We start from the raw sequence: 19,425 nt of genomic DNA on the forward strand, positions 1-19,425 counted from the left end.
CAATATTATAGTTATCCAAAATCAACACTAATGGGCAATGACAGGCTTGAACTGCCGACCTTCTCGGTGTAAACGAGATGCTCTACCGGCTGAGCTAATTGCCCCTTCAATAACATTAAAATACTATTCTATAACTCAATATTATTGTTGTAAACAAAAAGTAGAATCAAACGCAGCCTGGTTCCTAGTTGACCATTTACTTAACTAAATGTTAATATTGAAATTGCTTTGATCAAAAAAATGTAAAAAATGCAAAATAATATAGTACCAGTCTCAATAGTAAAAGAGTTAGAAGATTCTTATCTCTCCTATGCAATGAGCGTAATTATAAGCCGGGCTATACCTGACGTGCGAGATGGGTTTAAACCAGTCCATAGACGCATATTGTATGCGATGTCAAGAGCCGGATATGACGCTGGTAAGCCATATAAAAAGGCCGCTCGTATAGTTGGGGATGTAATGGGAAAATATCACCCACATGGTGATATGGCTATTTATGACTCCTTAGTTAGAATGGCCCAAGATTTCTCTCTACTTTTACCACTTATTGATGGACAAGGTAACTTCGGTTCAATAGATGGAGATCCACCAGCTTCGATGCGATATACAGAAGCAAGGCTTCATAGAATGTCACACTTTCTATTGAATGATATTGATGAAGATACGGTTGACTTTAGGCCAAATTATGATGGAAATGAAACAGAGCCTGTAGTATTACCTGCAGAGTTTCCAAATCTATTAGTAAACGGTGCAAGTGGCGTTGCAGTTGGCATGGCAACTAATATTCCTTCCCATAATCTTGGCGAGATAATCGATGCCTGTATATTATATATAGATAACCCTAAAGTTACTCTAGACGAGCTACTTGAAGTGATACCTGGTCCGGATTTTCCAACTGGAGGAACGATCCTTGGCAAGTCTGGAATAAGGTCAGCGTTTGCCACAGGTCGAGGTTCAATTATCGTACAAGGCAAAACCCATATAGAGGATCTACCACAGGATAAACAAGCAATAGTTATTGATGAAATACCTTATCAAGTAAATAAAGTAAAACTAATTGAGAAAATAGGTGAGCTCGTAAAAGAAAAGAAAATTGATGGTATAACAGGAATTAGAGACGAGTCTGATAAGACTGGCATTAGGGTAGTGATTGATCTTAGAAAAAACACTGCAGCAGACTTCGTACTCAATCAAATGCTGGGACTTACTCCCTTAAGAAGTAGTTTTAGTGTTAACACTTTAGTTCTCAATAATAACAGACCTGCTTTAATGTCATTAAAAGAAATCATAGCAGCTTTTGTTGATTTTAGAAAAGAAGCATTAACAAGAAGAACAGAATTCCGTCTAAGAAAAATTAGAGAAAAAGCTCATATATATATAGGGCTCTACATTGCGGTCTTGAATATAGATGAAGTAATAAAAATTATTCGTGGTGCAAAAGATCCTGAAAAAGCAAGTGAAGAGCTTTTGAATCAAGAATGGAAAACTTCAGCTGAAATAAACACAATTATTGAACTAATTTCAGATAGCATGAGTTTTTTAAAAGATGGAGTGTATTATAGATTAACCGAGCTACAGGTAAAAGCTATTCTTGACATGAAATTGCAGCGTTTAACTGGCCTTGAAAAAAGTAAATTAGAATCTGAGCTAAATTTAACGGTCAACTTGATAAAAGAATATATCGCTTTTCTCGGTTCAGAAAAAAAATTAATGAAAGAAATAAAAAATAATTTACAAGAAATAAAGAACAGATTTGCCGTATCACGAAAAACTACAATAGAAGAATCAGATACAGATATTGAAGCCGAAGATCTCATTCCAAAAGAGGATATGGTAGTAACCGTAACTATGAATGGCTATATTAAGCGCGTGAAACTCTCTCACTACAGAACTCAGCGTCGTGGTGGAAAAGGGAAATTAGGACAAGGATTAAAAGAAGAAGATGTAATCACAAAACTATTTGTTGGAAATACTCACACTAGTCTTCTATTCTTTTCCAACATTGGTCGAGTCTATAGACTAAAAGTTTATAAGTTACCACTCGCAGAACCAACTGCACGTGGAAGAGCGCTTGTTAATATATTTCCTCTTACTGATGGTGAAACAATCACCAATATAATGCCGTTGCCAAGTGAGAGTGACGAAAATCAGAATATAGTCTTTGCTACTGCTCATGGAAACATAAGACGCAACTCTTTAGCGGACTTTGATTATATTCCAAATAATGGGAAAATAGCAATAAAACTCAATGAAGGAGATAAACTAATATCGGTTAAAGTATGTAATGAAATTGATCATGTCTTACTTTCAACAACGCTTGGAAAAGGTATCAGATTTGTCGTAAGCGATGTGCGCCAATTTAAAAGCCGCAATTCAGACGGCGTAAGAGGTATAAAACTTGCAAAACATGACAGCGTGATATCCATGACTATACTAAATGGCATAGGCGTCGCAACAGAAACAAAAGAGCTTTACTTAAAAATCCCACTCGCAAAAAGGCTGGAATCTGCAGTTAGTAACTCTATCAATCCTAAATTAGAAAAGACCTTGAATGATTTAGGAATAGATAATGAATTATTCTTAAAGCTCGCAATTAATGAAGAGTTTATACTAACTATAACTGAAAATGGCTTTGGTAAAAGAACTTCTGCATATGAGTATAGGGTAACCAATAGAGGCGGTGTTGGTATTACCAATATTCTTACTACTAGTAGAAACGGTAATGTTATCGCCAGCTTTCCAGTTGAACATGGTGATAATGTAATGCTCATTACAGACAAAGGAAAGTTAATTCGCATTTTGGTTAATGAAATCAGAATTACAGGACGTAGCACTCAAGGTGTCACTCTATTTAAAACAAAAAGTAAAGAGAAGGTGGTGTCAGCAGCAAAGATTGAAGATCATGGTTCCACTGAAGACAGCATTTCTGAAGTTGAAGGCTCTATTTCTTTTTGATTTTGTAGTAATGCGGCAGGTGTAGCTAAAAGCAAAAAATGCAAGTTTTTGTTGATTAATCTACAGCATTTAGATTAAAATATAGACTATACAGCAAAATAGAGATTAATGAACAAGAAATTAACTAAAAGTAAAAAACCACCGGTAAGCAAGGAAAATAAAAAAATATTTCCTGTTAAAGACTCTACTAAAGATAAAAGTAGAAGAGATTTCATAATATTAACTACATGCGCTATGGCAGGCATAGGAGCTGCAAGTAGTTTTTGGCCATTGATTAAGTCTATGAACCCTTCCTCTGAAGTCTTAGCAATGTCCACAGTTGAGGTTAATTTATCTAATATTCAAGAAGGACAAGAAAAGAAAGTAAAATGGCAAGGTAAACCAGTACTTATTCGCAGACGTACAAAGCAAGAAATTGACGCTGCAAGAGCTGCCAATGTAGAAAGTCTAAGAGACCCTGAGCCAGATGAGCAAAGAGTATACAAGGGAAAAAATGAATGGTTAATTATGATAGGAATATGTACCCATCTTGGATGTGTACCAGTTAATCATGTTACAAAAGATGGTAATGGTTGGTTCTGTCCTTGTCACGGTTCATATTATGATACATCAGGCAGAGTAATTAGAGGCCCTGCACCGAAAAATATGGCTATACCTAATTACTTTTTTCTAAGTGAAAATGTTGTGGTAATTGGCAAAAAAGCTTAATTGATACGTTAATAACCAAACTATACTCTATTTCGAATAATCTCCATACTTTAGCTATATTGATAACTAACAGCTACATTTTTACGCATAACCTCTAGTAACAAATTGCTTTGTGTCATAATCTTTTGTTGATATATCTGCCGTTTAACTGCTTCTATATCTACCGTATTGTTTTTAATGCCACATAACATCATCAACCTTGTGGTGCCATTTTCTCTCAATTCTACTATTTCATCCATACCTATTTTACTAAACAAAGCCTGTAAATGAGGATTTAAGCTCCGTACTTTTATTTTAAATTCCTTTGAATTTGGCAGTTTAAGATTACTTGCCAATTCATCAAAATTTAAACAATTTACCTTTTGCTTCTTGAGATTGTTCAATAAATCTTCTGAGTCTTTAACTATAATCTGTTTCAATTCTAAAGTACTTTCCAACAGCGCATAATCAAGTTGTACTTTATCTATTACTTTTATAATGGAATAGCCTTCGCTGAGATTGACTGGACCTGCTACGTCACCAGTTTCTAATCTTTCCAGAATGCCCTTGAGGTTACCTTTCAGCTGATTTAAATTAACTGTTGTTTTACGCATTTTTATTGTAGATTCTGGAACGAAGTTGTTACTATCATTGCGTAATTTCTTCACTAAATCTTCAGCTGTACTATAAACACTCTCGTCTCTCCGGTTAGGAACTATAAATTCTTGAAGCATAATAAGATAATCCGGCTTTTCTATTTGCTCTCGTGCATCACTTACTTCTTTATCGCCTACATTGATAAATGGTACAATTCTCGTTTCAATGATCTTACCCCACAACAGTTGACCTTCTATCTGCTTTTTCAAAAGATTAAGGTCTATATTATATTTTTTCACATATTGATCGACTTTATCAGTCTTAATCTTAAAGTTTTGAATTAAAAATAGTATGGTAGCATTATTTAACTCTTCACTACTCAATTCTATATTTAACCTTCGCGCTTCATTGATAATGATAATTTCATCTATTAACTGCTTAAGAATTTGAAGCTTCAGTTCCCTTCCATCTTTGGTGCCAAACAATGAACTTATTAAGTTAATGCGTTTCTCAACATCTAAATTTGAAACTGGCTCACCATTTACATCTGCAACAATTTCAATTTCAACTGCAAGCAACTTAATTGGCAAGATCACCAACAACAAAATTAGTGTTTTACACATAAACAAGATTATTTACTAATAACTAATTTTATTATAAGTATAAAATTGATACTAGCTAATAAATAATTTTTAAAAATTCTCTTCATAAACATATTGATAAACATTTCAACTTATTTAACATACCAATATTACATTAGTATAAATTAATAGAGTAAGAAAACTTTCAGTATTCCCAAATTAGGTATTTTGATTTCTTATATGTAACATTGCTAAGAAATAAACTAGTTCATGTATGACAAATAGAGATGAAACTATCTTCGCTTTATCAACTGTATTTGGTAAATCAGGTGTTGCAGTAATTAGAATTTCAGGTAATCATGCGCTTAAAGCTTTAAGTCATTTTCATATTAAGAAAGATATTAAGCCAAGGTTTGCTACTTTAGTCGATTTATACGACGATTCAGGTCAATTAATTGACAATGGAATAATCATTTATTTTCCTGCTCCAAGCAGCTTTACAGGTGAGGACATTATAGAGCTGCAAGTGCATGGAAGCAAGGCAGTTATAAAAATAATCTTGGAGGAATTATCAAAAATTTTTGTTATGGCCAAACCTGGAGAATTTTCGCTCAGGGCTTTTCTAAATTGCAAACTTGATTTAACGCAAACAGAAGGAATCGCAGACTTGATTAATTCTGAGACAAAAATGCAAGCTAAACAAGCAATTAGGCAGATGTCAGGAGAACTAGAAAAGCTATCCAACAGTTGGAGGAAGAAATTAATAACGATACAATCAAAAATCGAAGTATATATAGACTTTCCAGAAGATGTCACAATAGAAAAAAATGAACTGGAAAAAATTAATAATGAAGTGCAAGCTCTTATGCAGTCAATACAAGATCATTTAAATGATAATAGGCGAGGTGAAAGGTTACGTGAGGGTTTACATATCGTAATAACTGGTAAACCAAACGTTGGCAAATCAGCACTATTTAATTTCCTTGCTAAACGTGATATCGCTATTGTTTCTGAATATGCAGGCACAACAAGAGACGTACTTGAAGCTCATATTGACATTGGTGGATATCCAATTATCCTTTCTGATACTGCTGGAATTCGTGAAAGTTCAGATCCAATAGAATCAGAAGGTATAAGCCGAGCAAGAAAGAAGTCTTGTGAAGCTGATTTAAAAATAGAGCTATTCCCCTATAGTTCTACTGTCATTAAAACTGAAGTCCAGAAATGCATTTCAATATCAACCACTCTTATGAAACCAAGTCAAGGCAATACTATTTACGTGTTGAGCAAAGCTGATGATATCAGCAACGATCATTATATAAAAATTGATGGTATAGATTTCTTACCTATTTCTATTTTAAAAGGAACAGGTACAGAGAGACTAATTTCTGTGATTAAAGAAAAAGTAGAGGAAAAATTTGGTTACGATAAAGATACACCTGTAATTACCCGACAAAGACATAGAAATTGCATGAAGAAAGCTATAGAACATTTACAACGTTTTAGTATAGACAATCCAATTGAGCTAATATCCGAAGATTTAAGGCTTGCTGCTTCTGAACTTGGTATGATAACAGGAATTATCAATGTTGAAGAAATATTGAGTAATATATTTAACAATTTTTGTGTAGGCAAGTGAAATTTTTATAGATTGCTTGAAATCGAATGTTATGGTAAAAAAAAAATGGACGGATGGCCGAGTGGTTTAAGGCATCAGTCTTGAAAACTGACGTACGCGGCAAGCGTACCATGGGTTCGAATCCCATTCCGTCCGTATATTCTTTTAGTTACCCATATAAATCAAGATTCTACTTTAAAAAACTAATCCTTGGAATGATAACCTTATCATAGATTTCACTATATACTTGGCTATTGTCTTTAACTTCAATTTGAGTGACAATATGGCACCTATTGGTCTTCTTCAATGCTATTTCTTGAAATCCTCTTCTAACCTTATCATAAAAACAGATATCCATCTCTTCATATTTATTTTTATAATTTACCCTGTTTAATCCAACTTGAACATCAATATCTAGAATAAACGTGATATCTGGGCATCTAATTCTTAGTAACTCATGGAGATCTTCTATCAGTTTTAAGTCAATACCTAACCCATATCCTTGATAAGCAATCGTTGAATCAATAAACCGATCACAAATTACTATTTTTCCTTCTCCTAGAGCTGGTAGTATTAATTTTTTCATATGCTCATACCTCATTGAAACAAATAGCAGAAGTTCAGAAATAGGATCAATATTGTCCCTCAAAGGTATTCCTCTTACCTTCTCTGCGAAACTACTCCCACCTGGCTCTCTAGTCAATATCACATAATTTTCACCGCAAATTTGTTTAAGACGATTTGCAAGCAACTCAGATTGTGTTGTTTTGCCAGAGCCATCTATTCCTTCAAATGTTATAAACATAAGTTCTACAATTGAAATGCTAAAAAAACATGTAAACAGTATACACAGGAATTATTTGACATTTAAGCAATAAGATCATAAACTACATATAATATATAACTCTCTTTAGGCTATGGTTGCACTGAATACTCCTAAGGTAGATTTAGACTTTACTGCAAAGGATTTTAATCTTTTAGGTGTAGATAACAAATACTATACATTAAACGACTGTCGCGGCAAAAATGGTCTTATTATAATGTTTATATGCAACCACTGTCCTTACGTTCGATCAATCATTAGTGATCTGGTAAGCGATGTTGATTTATTAAAAAAAGTTTATCAGGTTAACACTGTTGCAGTAATGCCAAATGATGTAAATGAATATTCAGAAGACTCCTTTAAAAATATGATTAATTTTGCTAAGAAAAATAAATTTACATTTCCATATCTAATTGATAGTACACAAAAAGTAGCTAAAGAGTATAGCGCTATTTGTACTCCTGACTTTTTTGGCCTTAACGCTAATTTGAAACTTCGTTATCGCGGACGCTTCAATAATGCAAAAAAAGAAAAAGTTCAAAACTACAAAATAGGTAGTAGTGATTTATTTCAAGCTATGAAATTTATCGCAGAAACTGGTAATTCTCCAGTTAACCAAAAGCCAAGTATCGGTTGTTCAATTAAGTGGTCTCGATAGGTTAAACATCTCATGCACGGCAGCTCTCAGTATTTATTTGATATTATAATTTTACTTTCCGCTGCTGTATTTATAGTTATAGCGTTTTGGAAAATGAATATCAGTCCAGTGCTCGGTTATTTTGTTGCAGGTGCATTGATTGGCTCTCATGGACTTAATCTAATACACTCAGCTAAAGCAATGGATAATTTTGCAGAATTTGGTGTAGTTTTTCTATTATTTATCATAGGTCTTGAATTAACATTTGAACGCCTTATCGCCATGCGTATTCATGTATTTGGATTTGGCTCTCTTCAAGTGATAGTTACTATGGTAGCAATATGGTGCATTGCTCTTGCTTTTGGAGTGAATACAAATATGGCAGCAGTTATTGGTGGCGGACTTGCATTGTCCTCAACAGCAATAGTGTTGCAGGTTTTGCAGGAAAAAGGTTCTCAAGCAAGCCAAGTTGGTAGGTTGTCAATAGCAGTACTACTAATGCAAGATTTCGCAGTAGTACCTCTAATAGTATTAGTGCCCTTACTTACCAGTAACTCTGAAAATAGCCTGATAAGCTCACTAGTAGGTTCACTAATACAAGCAACTATTGCACTAGTATTGATATTTATAACTGGTAGGTTGTTGCTTAGGCCCTTATTCTCGGTTATTGCTAAAATGGAAAGCAACGAGGTCTTTATATCAACAACACTCCTAATAATACTAGGAGCAGCATTTATTACTGAGCAATTTCATTTATCAATGGCACTAGGTGCATTTGTTGCTGGATTATTAGTCGCAGAAACAGAGCACAGACATTCAGTAGAACACGCAGTGTTACCATTTAAAGATCTGTTCCTCGGCTTATTTTTCATGACTGTCGGTATGTCTATCGATATTGATCTTTTGCTTAGTAAACTACCGCTAATCACTTTATTGTCAGTCATCCTTATTGTTTTAAAAACATCCATGATATATGTATTATGTAGATTCTTTGGATTTAAAAGTGCACTTGCTATACAAGCTGGGTTGTTGCTTGCCCAAGGAGGTGAATTTGCATTTATTCTATTCCGTCTAGCAGATGAGCTAGATGTACTACCAAGTGAAATCGCTCAGGTACTCATGATGTTAACTACAGTAACTATGGCTTTCACTCCTCTTTTATCAGGACTTGGAGAGTGGATAGCAAATTCATTTAGCACTGAAAAAGTAATATTAGACGACGAAGCTGTCGAAACAGACACACAAGATCTTTACAATCATGTAATAGTTGCTGGATTTGGCAGGGTAGGATATATGGTAACAAAAATGCTTACTGCAGAGCATTTAAGCTACGTTGTTGTAGACATTCAGTCAAAAATAGTCAAAGAAGGAAAAAATGATAGCTTTCCTATATATCTTGGAGACGCTACAAGATATGAAATTTTAAAATCAGTAGGAATAGAAAGAGCCCAGGCTCTTGTGATCTCAATAAAGAACGAAGTGACTATAAAAAAGATAATCTCTCTAGTTGCAGCAAATTTCCCGCATGTAAGTATTATAATACGCCTGCCAGATCTGAGCAATGTAGAGATCTACAGAGATTTAGGAGCTAGTAAAATTATCCCTGAAACATCCGAAATGGGACTACAATTAGGTGGTGCAGCGTTGAGCTTAAGTGGAATTAGTGAAAGTGGAGTTGCATCTTTAAAAAATAGGTTCAGAAAAGGCAATTACAGTATGATAAAGGATATTAGTAGCGATATGGATGAGTGATATTTGTTCAATTCTCCTCTACTGTTCCAGTTTATAGCTAGGTTAATTTCAACACTAGCTGTACACAGACAACTATACAAACACTGCAACATTAAAAATGAGAAACTTACTTGATAAATTTTGCCAACTTTCCTAGCATAATAATTAAAACATTTAGTTGACTTTTTATGCCTTAATAAAATTTTTAAGTTTTGACCTATAAATCTGAAATACGCTTACATAGCATTTAAGACAGCATAGAAGCACTAATACTGAAAATAGATGCTAGTTTATGAGGTTTTATCTTTTTTTTACTTAGTAAATTCCTTAAATATTAAAGCAACTTATGAACTGGTAAAAAGGTATCATTCAAGTAACTCAGAAAGGTATCATAAATATGATTAAACTGACATTCAGAGTTTAATTTATCAGCAAGCACATCAAGATAATGAGCATAAAAAGAGCTGTATTATACTAAAACACCTTTAACAAGTCCATAAAAAGCTATATCGCACAGTATAGCTACTTGATGACAAAAGAAAAAGGATACTAAGATGACAAAGAAGTAATACAGAAAATAACTGTTTTTATGGTACAATAAAGTCCGGTATTCTCTTATAAGTTTTTACACAATTGATATTTTTGAAGTATTAGCTAGTATATTTATACGATATTAGATGATATTAGATAAGTAGAAAGAATCAATTCTAAGGAACATATTGATAGTTATAGACTTTCTATGTTGGCTATGTAGTAATTTAACACAAGCAATCTAGTAAGTTTTTATAAAGTTAAATAGGGCACTACAGAGCTTTCTTTTTAAACATTGTAAATCAATGACGAAGATACAAAAAAGGATTAGTTAAGCTTACCAAACTTGATCTGTGCATGGTAATAATATTAACAATAAATGAACAAATGGTTCTAACAAACCGTAACCTCACAGAAGTTACTTTTCTTAATTTATTAGACAATAATATTAGTAATGAAGATATAAAAATTTTAGCTAATATCTGACTGATAAACTTCGAATAGTTTAACTTACTTAATAATGAAATTGATAAGGAAAGCAAAAAAGCTTTAAGTAAGTTTATATCTTCCGGTGTATCTATAAGTAACCTAGTTACTAAATTTTATTTAGATCTTAATAATAATATTTCTACAAGTACAGATTACACTCATGAAACCTTAGAAAAAAATTATAGAATCCAGTTAGATAATAACAATTTCATGGAATAAGAGAAAGCATCTCTATAAACGGACCAACAACAATGATGCAGTTTTGGAATTATAAGTATGCTATAAAAACAGAACAATTCTATTTAAAGCACTGAATAAATAGAAAAACGATATAAATAAGTGTTAATATTCATTTTTAATAAAAATGATAATTATTAGATGTCGTTAGTTGCATACGAAATTGCATTTTTTTATGAGTTATCTAATTCAGACAAGTAAATGTTACTTAGATAATTACGGATTTCTTCCAGATAAGTAAAGAGGCAATATTGTTCTTAATCAGTATCTAAAAAAGAAGCCGTTAAGTATTGGAATTCACAATTTTATCATACAGGATATAGGTGACAAAAAGACACTCGGAAGTGCTGAATATTTGTTCTAAAAAATGTAAAGATATCAATTAAGTCAAAGTGATTTAAAGAAAAAAGAGAGTAGAATATCCATTAAAGCATTAAAACAGTAATAGCTACAACTGTAAAATTATTGAGCTTACTAACTGAAGTGATAAGGAAGAAAAACGACTTAAGTTCCTCAAGGACGGTGGCTAACAAAGGATCTGTTCACAAAACACAAAAAGTAGCAAATTTTCTATCATAGCTGCTTCTATGTTAACAGTAGTTAGCACTATTTCAGAAAAATAGCCATTCTAGTTTACCTAGAAATATTAGTCTCTGGAACAGCAAGTTGAAATTAGTTATCTGGCTGACGCCGCAAGCAATATTGTTGTAGTAAGACTTCGAAAGTACTTGAAAACAGCAATGTTCAAGATTTTGATAACAGTCAATAATTCATTGTATACAATTCACAATAACAATTAAAATATTTTTTTACTTTTCACCGTATATTCCTCAACATATTATCTTTAAGTACTAATATAATAATATGGCATTATTAATAGTTGAGTCGCCTGCAAAGGCAAAAACGATAGGTAAGTATTTGGGCAAAGAGTTCAAAGTAGCTGCATCTTTTGGACATGTAAGAGACCTTCCAGTGAAGAACGGTTCTGTTGATCCAGATAATGATTTTGCTATAAAGTATGAGATTATCAAAAAAGCAGAAAAGTATGTAAAAGAGTTAGTTAAGGAAGCGAGTAAGACATCGGATATATACCTTGCAACAGATCCAGATAGAGAAGGAGAAGCAATAGCCTGGAATGTAGTAGAAGCATTAAAAGAAAGAAAAGCAATCAATAACAAAAGCAACATTCATAGAGTAGTTCTTAACGAAATAACAAAAATGGCGGTGCAAGAGGCTATCAAGAATCCACGCAAAATAAATATGGACTTAGTGCGTGCACAGCAAGCACGTAGAGCTTTGGATTATCTAGTTGGATTTAGCTTATCACCACTTCTATGGACGAAATTATCGGGAAGCAAATCTGCGGGAAGAGTGCAATCTGTTGCACTTAAGCTTATATGCGAACGAGAAGATGAAATTAACAAATTTATACCACAAGAATACTGGAGCATAAAGGCAGAAATGCAAAATAGCAAAGACAAAACATTTTTTACTATGCTGAGCTACTATGACAATAAAAAGCTAGAAAAATTTGATATTAAGAATCAAGAAGAAGCAAAAAACTTAGTAAGAGATATTGAATCAAAACAATACGCTATAAGAACAGTAGAGCACAAGCAAGTTAAGAGAAGTCCTCTGCCTCCATTTATTACTTCAAGTCTTCAGCAAGATGCAGTAAATAAGCTGCATTTTAATGTGAAAAATGTTATGCGCATAGCACAAAACTTGTACGAAGGTATCGATATTGGCGGTGAGACTATAGGACTGATAACTTATATGCGTACGGATGGATTCTACATTGCGGATGAGGCTATAATCTCAATTAGAGAGTTGATTAAATCATTGTATGGCAACAAATATTTACCAAAGTCTCCCCGCCAATATGTAAAAAAGGTCAAAAACGCTCAGGAAGCACATGAAGCAATTCGCCCAACCGACATAAATAGAACGCCGGATAGCATTAAGAGCTATTTAACACCAGAACAATTTAAATTATATGATTTGATTTGGAAAAGAACCATTATAAGTCAGATGAAATCAGTGATCATCGATCAGGTGGCAGTTGAGATTAGCTCTACTGATAAGAAAATAATTTTACGAGCTAGTGGATCAAACATATTTTTTGATGGTTTCTATAAAGTTTATAATGATAATATAGATATTGAGGATGAAGGCCTTCTAGCTACCATGAAAGAAGGTGAGACATGCAAGTTGATTTCTGTTGACCTAAAACAACATTTTACTCAACCGCCACTACGTTACAGTGAAGCAAGTATCGTAAAAAAAATGGAGGAAATCGGCATAGGACGTCCATCAACTTATGCGATAATTATTTCTGTACTGCAGGACCGTAAGTACGTTGCAATGAATAACAAAAGATTTATTCCAAGCAGCCGCGGTAAAATCGTTACCATATTTTTAGAAACTTTCTTTCAGAATTGCATAGAATATAATTTTACAGCACAAATGGAAGAAAAGCTTGATTTAATCTCGAATGGACGTGCAGATTGGAAAAAAGAACTAAGCTATTTCTGGATACCATTTTTTAACCTTGTAAATTCTGTTAAACAAATGACACATGATGAAATTTTCGATGGCATTCACGACCTGGTAGTTGATTGGTTTTGTTCTGAAGAAGAAAAGGAAGAAATAGATAAAAAATGTTCTAATTGTTCTGATGGCTCATTGAAATTGAAATTTGGAAAAGCTGGAGTGTTTCTTGGATGTTCTAACTACCCTATATGTAATCATACAAAAAAAATTACTGGTAGCAATGACAATTTAGAATACCCAAAAAGTTTAGGTATAGATAATGTGACAGGGCAAGAAGTGGTAATTAAAAAAGGTCCTTTCGGATTTTATTTAGAATTCAATAATGAGTCAGAAAAGAAAAAAACGAGGTCTATACCAAAAGACATAAATATTAATGATATTGATCTAATCACCGCAACACAGTTACTTTCCTTGCCAAAAGTAATTGGAGAACACCCAAACACTGGAAAAGAAGTAAAAATGGGCCTTGGACGATTCGGGTACTATATCTTCCATGATGGTAAATACTTCTCTCTTAAAAAGAACTTAAAAGAAGTATTGGAAACGCAGTTGAATGAAGCTGTACAAATTATAGCAAACAGCCCACAAAAAGAGCTAAAATCTCTCGGGCTTAATGAAAATGGAAAAGAAGTTCTCATTCACAATGGTAGGTACGGATTTTATATAAAGAGTGGTAAAACAAAAGTCGCTTTAGGCAAGAATGCAGATATTGAAGGCATAGACCTGAAGAAGGCCTTAGATTTGATTAAGAATAAAAAGTAAATATTTAAAGAGTATACGTTCACAGTTCTTCATAAAAAGAATTAAAATATCAAATTTTTAATTAAAAATAATTATCAATTATTAATATATATAAAAGTTAAATTACGTTAAATGGTATCAGAAGCTATGACTTATAAAACCTTAAAGGAGTATCCTGATAATAAAAATAGACCAGTAAATTACGAGCATTTAATAGGTTAACATACTGAAAAGGCAATTGAAAGAAACAATAATTACCTTGAGGAAAGAAACATTTTTTCCTCGATAGGGAAAAAATAATAAACTTAATATTAAAACCTACTAAAAATATAATGCATGGCGGTAATTCAACATCAAAGAATATCTATGGATACCATGCAATTTCACAATGGATATAAAAAAAGGAAAACAACGCAATATGTCCATATACTAAAAAATCGATAAAAAAGTTTTATCCGCTTAGAAAAAAGCAAGCCTAAATAATACAACCTAAATTATAGGAGTATCCAATAAAGATTGAGGTAGATTATTAGACAATAATAAAAAAGAATTGATGAAGCAAAAAACTTTCTCAAATCTATTTGAGCAATTGAGAATAATTATTCTAATCATGCCCAATACCTAAAACCTAAATAATAGCGCTAATGTTAATAGCAAACAGAGGGGTCTACACCATTGTAAGATACTACCTTTGGCAGAAATGTACTATCTCTTCACAGAGTATCCATATGAATATTAAATAGGGTGAGAAAAAACTGCGTTGCATTATGCTGCTTTTTCCAATAAGCCTAATATAGTAAAACTTCTTTTCAAAGCAGTAGCTAAATAATATAAAAGATAATAATAGAACAAAAATTGCTTTCTCTGCTAAGAATAAGGAAATAATTAGCGCGGCCTGCCAGCTAGATATACCTTTCTATGTTAGAATCAGCTTTTAGCACTTTTTTCAAGCTCTTTACGTAAAGTGATTTAACGTGCAACTGAGGTTCTGATATACTCCAATAATGTACCAGTAATGGTGTAGATGAAAATTATCCTACCCTTTGAAATACATTTAACCCCAATTTTGGGTTTACCAAAGAAGATACAGAAAACAGAAATACCTCATCACAGAAACTTTCTTCTAATCATGAAGTTCACAATCAGAACAAATCACCTGACCACGTGAGACTGATTTTAGCCCACTCGTTAAAACTCGATTTGAGCAGAACATACATTTTATTTTGTCACTCGGAATAAGTGAGCTATTAACAGCAATTCTATCATCAAAAACAAAACATTCACCTTCCCAATTATCATTCTTATTATGGGTCTTTTCAAGATAAGAAAGAATACCACCCTTAAGATGGTACACATTGTTAAACCCAAGTTCTTTCATATATGCCGTAGATTTTTCACATCTAACTCCACCTGTACAATACATAGCTATTTTCAGATCTTTGTTCTTAAAGAAAGACTTTGCCCACTGAGGAAACTCACGAAAATATTGAGTATCTGGGTCGATTGCATCTTTAAACTTACCTAATTTTACTTCATACTTATTTCGTGTGTCTATCACTAAGACATCAGGTTGAGAGATAAAATCATCCCAATGCTCTGGATCAATATACTTACCTCTAAGAGAAATATCAAGATTACCTATACCGAAGTTTATAATTTCTCTTTTTAACCTTACTTTCATCTTATTAAACGGTTGAAATTCTGCTGTACTTTCTTTCCACATAAGGTTTTTTAACCTGTAATCAGAACGTAGAAAATCAAACATTTTATCAATTGCATTTCTTTCACCAGATATAGTTGCGTTGATACCCTCTTCTGCAAGAAGAATAGTACCCTTTAATTTAAGGTCGCTGCATACAGCTTTTATTGTATCTTTCATGTCATAGTAATTAGAAAGTTCTACAAAGTGATAAAAAGTTGCAACAACAAAACTCATAACTATTAATCCACAAATTTAAAGCATAATATATAAAGTTACAAAAGCATTCAATAGATCTTCTCTGGATATCTTTAGTTTTTGTATATAACATTTTAATATTAAGCGTGAATTGAATTTAATGCCTTTAAGAATATTTAAAAATATATTCTTATTTCTAGTAAGCATACTATTTATTTGTCCTATATTATCATTAATATCAATCCTACTTACAGAATCAGCAAATTCCGTGTGGGTCATCAGTACACTTTTCCCTGAATACATACTAAATACATTAATTTTAATAATAGGAGTTGGAAGTGTATCTTTTATATTTGGAGTAGTGCCGGCCTGGCTAACTACTTTTTTTTCATTTCCCGGAAGTAGACTTTTTGAAGTTGCTTTATTTTTTCCAACATCAATTCCTGGATATATAGTATCGTTTGTTTACGTCAATACGCTGGAGTTTTCAGGTCCAATACAAAGTTTGTTAAGAGAAATTTTTCACTGGAACAAAGGCGATTATTGGTTTCCCGAAATTAAATCTTTAGGTGGTGGGATATTGGTGATGGGATTCAGTTTGTATCCATACGTTTACATACTAGTCCGCTCAAATCTAAAAAATGTTAGCAACTCAGTTACTATTGCATCAACACTTGGAGTTTCCTCATTACAGAGCCTATTTTCCATCATAATACCCTCTATAAGCCCATCAATTATAGGTGGACTATTTTTAGTATTAATGGAAGTGATTACAGACTTTGGTACACCACAGTTTCTTGCAATTGACACTTTCACCACAGGAGTATATCGCACTTGGTTTTTATTACATGATAAATATTCAGCAACTATTTTAGCAATTGCAGAATTGACCTTCATTATAGTACTAACAACTATTAAAAAAATCCTACAAAAAAGGAGAATATCCTATTCTACAATCAATACTAATGCAGACTACCACAATAAGCGAAGTATAAGCGGTACCTTACCATTGATTTTTGCCTACATCATATGTGTACTGCCAATATTAATAGGCTTCATTTTTCCAATTATTCCACTCATATATTGGAGTATAGAAAATGGATTTCTCATATATGAGTCAAAATTCTATAACATAATAGCAAACAGTTTTAGTTTATCATTTATTACTGCACTAATCTCAATTAACATCGCAATAATGATCGGGTATACGGCACGAAAAAATAGGGTAATTAATAGTATCGCACGTCTCATTTCTTTAGGTTATGCAATTCCAAACGCAATTATTGCGATTAGTATAATAATATTTTTAAGCAAAATATCTTCTTTTGCTACTCAATATATTAAGGAAATTAGTTTAGTAGGAACCATTGGCGCTTTAATTTACTCATATTTATTTCGTTTTTTTGCTATATCTTTTAGAGCAATTGAGTCAGGACTCAAAAAAACGCCAAACGAAATTGAGTGGACTGCACACGCTATGGGTCATGGACCTATCTCCACATGTTTAAATATTCATATTCCTCTCATCAAAAAAAGTATAATATCAGGATTTTTACTCGTATTCATGGATACTATTAAAGAACTCACAGCAACACTCATTATAAGACCATTTAACTTTGAGACTATATCAACTAGAATATTTGAGCTTGTAAGCGATGAACGTTACAGAGAAGCTGCCCCATTTTCTTTGATGATAGTTATAATAGGTTTAATCTCTATAATAATTTTGTTTAAGCTTGATGATGAAAACAAAAAATAAAACTTTTTGCAGAAATTAATAGCCACTTAATGTGGTCTAGTATTTATATATGGGCTATCCAAAGAAAAAGGTGGTATAATAACCTCAAAAGTTTTTGTGCTTTCTTCATTTAGAAACTCATACTTACCCTGCATTATTCCAGATGGTGCATTTAGATACGTTCCGCTTGTGTACTTAAATACTTCTCCAGGTTTAATCACAGGCTGCTCTCCAATAACACCAACACCTGCAATTTCATTCACCTTTCCTTTATAATCTATTATTTGCCAATGGCGGCTTAGCAATTGAATAGCTGATGATCCTTTATTTTTTATCTTAACATTATACATCCACACATAGCAGTTTTCATAAGGGATCGATTGTTCCTCAATATAAACTGGTAGAACTGTCACTTCAACAGAATTAGTAGTAAGCGTATATTCTAGAGTCATTATTGCAATAGAGAAAACAATACTTTAGTTGTACACTATTCTCATGGATTCTTCAAGCATATTGTCGTATTCTAATTAGCAGTATAATATGAACAGATGCTTAGCAAAAGGATGATAGGAATAATAGGTAGTGGACAGCTAGGTAAAATGATTGCTATCGCTGCAACAAAGCTTGGACAAAAAATACATATTTTTGCCAATGCTAAGGATGATCCAGCCTGCTTTGTTGCTAATAACTTAACGGTAGCAAGCTTATCCAACAAAAAGGCGCTTGAATCTTTTGCACGTAATGTAGATTTAGTTACTATTGAATCTGAAAATATTCCATGTGATGCAGTTGATATTATATCTCAATATGTAAAGTTTTATCCTAGTAAAAAAGCACTATATATTTCACAAAACAGACTTAGAGAAAAAGACTTTATTAGAGATTTAGGTATAAAAACTGCTGATTATAAAAGCATACAAAATTATGATGAGATGTTAGAAAGCAGAAGCACTTTTGCCTATCCAATAAGGATAAAAACGACAGAAATGGGTTATGACGGAAAAGGACAATTTGTAATCAAAAACGACTCTGAAGTAAAGCAATTTGCTTCTTTTGATTGGAAGAAACAATATATTTTTGAAGCAAGTATTGACTTAATAAAAGAGGTTTCAATAGTCATTGCGAGAGATAGAAAAGGTAAAATGGCTCTTTTCCCTATAGCAGAGAATCATCATGTTAATGGGATACTCGATACTTCAATTGTACCAGCTAAAATAGACAACAAGTTAACTCAAGAGGTACAACAAGTCGCAAGAAAAATAGCACATGCACTTGATATAATAGGAATTCTAGCTATTGAATTTTTCATTACCAAAAATAATGAGCTGCTAGTTAACGAACTTGCTCCAAGGCCTCATAATTCTTGCCACTGGAGCTTAGATGCATGTAACATTAGTCAGTTTGAGCAGCTAGTCAGAGTGATATGCGGATTGCCTATGCAAGAAATAGTATTGCGCTTTCCTTGCATGACAAAAAACATAATAGGTAATAATATATACTATTCTAATAGGTATTTGAGCGATAAAAAAGCTAGTTTAACCATATACGGGAAAAAAGAGGTTAGAGATAAGCGTAAAATGGGACATGTTAATATAGATTTAAGTTATTAA

At 32.8% G+C, this 19,425-nt stretch carries 12 protein-coding genes, 2 tRNA genes and 1 pseudogene; 10 read left to right on the top strand and 5 right to left on the bottom strand.

The genetic code is table 11. The features are described from left to right. Positions 1-31: 31 nt before the first annotated feature. Positions 32-104, bottom strand: a tRNA-Val gene (locus WOO_RS01060). A gap of 145 nt (positions 105-249) precedes the next feature. Between WOO_RS01060 and gyrA the strand changes: the two genes are divergently transcribed. After that, on the top strand, positions 250-2,955 hold the full coding sequence (gyrA, locus tag WOO_RS01065; RefSeq protein ID WP_014868850.1) for a DNA gyrase subunit A: 2,706 nt from the start codon (positions 250-252) through the stop codon (positions 2,953-2,955). A 108-nt stretch (positions 2,956-3,063) separates the two neighbouring features. After that, positions 3,064-3,663, top strand: a complete 600-nt coding sequence (gene petA / locus WOO_RS01070; RefSeq protein WP_014868851.1) for a ubiquinol-cytochrome c reductase iron-sulfur subunit — start codon at positions 3,064-3,066, stop codon at positions 3,661-3,663. Between the two features lie 50 nt (positions 3,664-3,713). On the opposite strand, the gene WOO_RS01075 is transcribed toward petA, so the two are convergent. Continuing rightward, complete coding sequence (locus WOO_RS01075) at positions 3,714-4,862, bottom strand: SurA N-terminal domain-containing protein (RefSeq protein ID WP_014868852.1); 1,149 nt, start codon at positions 4,860-4,862, stop codon at positions 3,714-3,716. Positions 4,863-5,094: 232 nt separating this feature from the next. Here WOO_RS01075 and mnmE point away from each other — a divergent pair, with 232 nt between their 5' ends. After that, positions 5,095-6,459 carry a tRNA uridine-5-carboxymethylaminomethyl(34) synthesis GTPase MnmE gene (gene mnmE, locus WOO_RS01080; RefSeq protein ID WP_014868853.1) on the top strand — a complete coding sequence of 455 codons (1,365 nt, stop codon included), beginning with the start codon at positions 5,095-5,097 and terminating at the stop codon, positions 6,457-6,459. A 47-nt stretch (positions 6,460-6,506) separates the two neighbouring features. Beyond that, a tRNA-Ser gene (locus WOO_RS01085) sits at positions 6,507-6,594 on the top strand. A 34-nt stretch (positions 6,595-6,628) separates the two neighbouring features. Here the strand turns inward: WOO_RS01085 and tmk are convergent. Further along, on the bottom strand, positions 6,629-7,243 hold the full coding sequence (gene tmk, locus WOO_RS01090; RefSeq protein ID WP_014868854.1) for a dTMP kinase: 615 nt from the start codon (positions 7,241-7,243) through the stop codon (positions 6,629-6,631). 112 nt (positions 7,244-7,355) lie between these two features. On the opposite strand from tmk, the gene WOO_RS01095 reads away from it, so the two are divergent. The 4 genes and pseudogenes from WOO_RS01095 to WOO_RS04325 all read left to right on the top strand — a co-directional run. Beyond that, complete coding sequence (locus WOO_RS01095) at positions 7,356-7,919, top strand: thioredoxin family protein (protein ID WP_014868855.1); 564 nt, start codon at positions 7,356-7,358, stop codon at positions 7,917-7,919. Between the two features lie 12 nt (positions 7,920-7,931). After that, positions 7,932-9,650 (top strand): monovalent cation:proton antiporter-2 (CPA2) family protein, encoded by a 1,719-nt coding sequence (locus WOO_RS01100; protein ID WP_014868856.1) that lies wholly within the window; start codon positions 7,932-7,934, stop codon positions 9,648-9,650. 2,100 nt (positions 9,651-11,750) lie between these two features. Then, positions 11,751-14,201 (top strand): type I DNA topoisomerase, encoded by a 2,451-nt coding sequence (gene topA, locus WOO_RS01105; RefSeq protein ID WP_014868857.1) that lies wholly within the window; start codon positions 11,751-11,753, stop codon positions 14,199-14,201. Between the two features lie 733 nt (positions 14,202-14,934). Next, a pseudogene (locus WOO_RS04325) lies at positions 14,935-15,009 on the top strand (hypothetical protein); the annotation flags it as partial. A gap of 294 nt (positions 15,010-15,303) precedes the next feature. Here WOO_RS04325 and trhO read toward each other — a convergent pair. After that, positions 15,304-16,116 carry an oxygen-dependent tRNA uridine(34) hydroxylase TrhO gene (gene trhO, locus WOO_RS01110; protein ID WP_014868858.1) on the bottom strand — a complete coding sequence of 271 codons (813 nt, stop codon included), beginning with the start codon at positions 16,114-16,116 and terminating at the stop codon, positions 15,304-15,306. A 121-nt stretch (positions 16,117-16,237) separates the two neighbouring features. Between trhO and WOO_RS01115 the strand changes: the two genes are divergently transcribed. After that, entirely contained in the window at positions 16,238-17,836 is a 1,599-nt protein-coding gene (locus WOO_RS01115; protein WP_014868859.1) for an ABC transporter permease, read from the top strand. A 26-nt stretch (positions 17,837-17,862) separates the two neighbouring features. Here the strand turns inward: WOO_RS01115 and apaG are convergent, their stop codons facing one another. After that, a complete protein-coding gene (apaG, locus tag WOO_RS01120) occupies positions 17,863-18,267 on the bottom strand; it encodes a Co2+/Mg2+ efflux protein ApaG (protein ID WP_014868860.1) in 405 nt (134 codons plus the stop codon). Between the two features lie 96 nt (positions 18,268-18,363). On the opposite strand from apaG, the gene WOO_RS01125 reads away from it, so the two are divergent. After that, a complete protein-coding gene (locus WOO_RS01125) occupies positions 18,364-19,425 on the top strand; it encodes a 5-(carboxyamino)imidazole ribonucleotide synthase (RefSeq protein ID WP_014868861.1) in 1,062 nt (353 codons plus the stop codon).

The sequence above is a fragment of the Wolbachia endosymbiont of Onchocerca ochengi genome, from assembly GCF_000306885.1.
Lineage (GTDB): Bacteria > Pseudomonadota > Alphaproteobacteria > Rickettsiales > Anaplasmataceae > Wolbachia.

Excerpts from the sequence above, each read along its gene's own strand:
- WOO_RS01100 (WP_014868856.1), top strand. The coding sequence starts at position 7,932 with ATGCACGGCAGCTCTCAGTATTTATTTGATATTATAATTTTACTTTCC.
- mnmE (WP_014868853.1), top strand. The coding sequence starts at position 5,095 with ATGACAAATAGAGATGAAACTATCTTCGCTTTATCAACTGTATTTGGT.
- gyrA (WP_014868850.1), top strand. The coding sequence starts at position 250 with ATGCAAAATAATATAGTACCAGTCTCAATAGTAAAAGAGTTAGAAGAT.
- WOO_RS01095 (WP_014868855.1), top strand. The coding sequence starts at position 7,356 with ATGGTTGCACTGAATACTCCTAAGGTAGATTTAGACTTTACTGCAAAG.
- WOO_RS01075 (WP_014868852.1), bottom strand. The coding sequence starts at position 4,862 with ATGTGTAAAACACTAATTTTGTTGTTGGTGATCTTGCCAATTAAGTTG.
- petA (WP_014868851.1), top strand. The coding sequence starts at position 3,064 with ATGAACAAGAAATTAACTAAAAGTAAAAAACCACCGGTAAGCAAGGAA.
- topA (WP_014868857.1), top strand. The coding sequence starts at position 11,751 with ATGGCATTATTAATAGTTGAGTCGCCTGCAAAGGCAAAAACGATAGGT.
- WOO_RS01125 (WP_014868861.1), top strand. The coding sequence starts at position 18,364 with ATGCTTAGCAAAAGGATGATAGGAATAATAGGTAGTGGACAGCTAGGT.
- trhO (WP_014868858.1), bottom strand. The coding sequence starts at position 16,116 with ATGAGTTTTGTTGTTGCAACTTTTTATCACTTTGTAGAACTTTCTAAT.
- tmk (WP_014868854.1), bottom strand. The coding sequence starts at position 7,243 with ATGTTTATAACATTTGAAGGAATAGATGGCTCTGGCAAAACAACACAA.
- apaG (WP_014868860.1), bottom strand. The coding sequence starts at position 18,267 with ATGACTCTAGAATATACGCTTACTACTAATTCTGTTGAAGTGACAGTT.
- WOO_RS01115 (WP_014868859.1), top strand. The coding sequence starts at position 16,238 with ATGCCTTTAAGAATATTTAAAAATATATTCTTATTTCTAGTAAGCATA.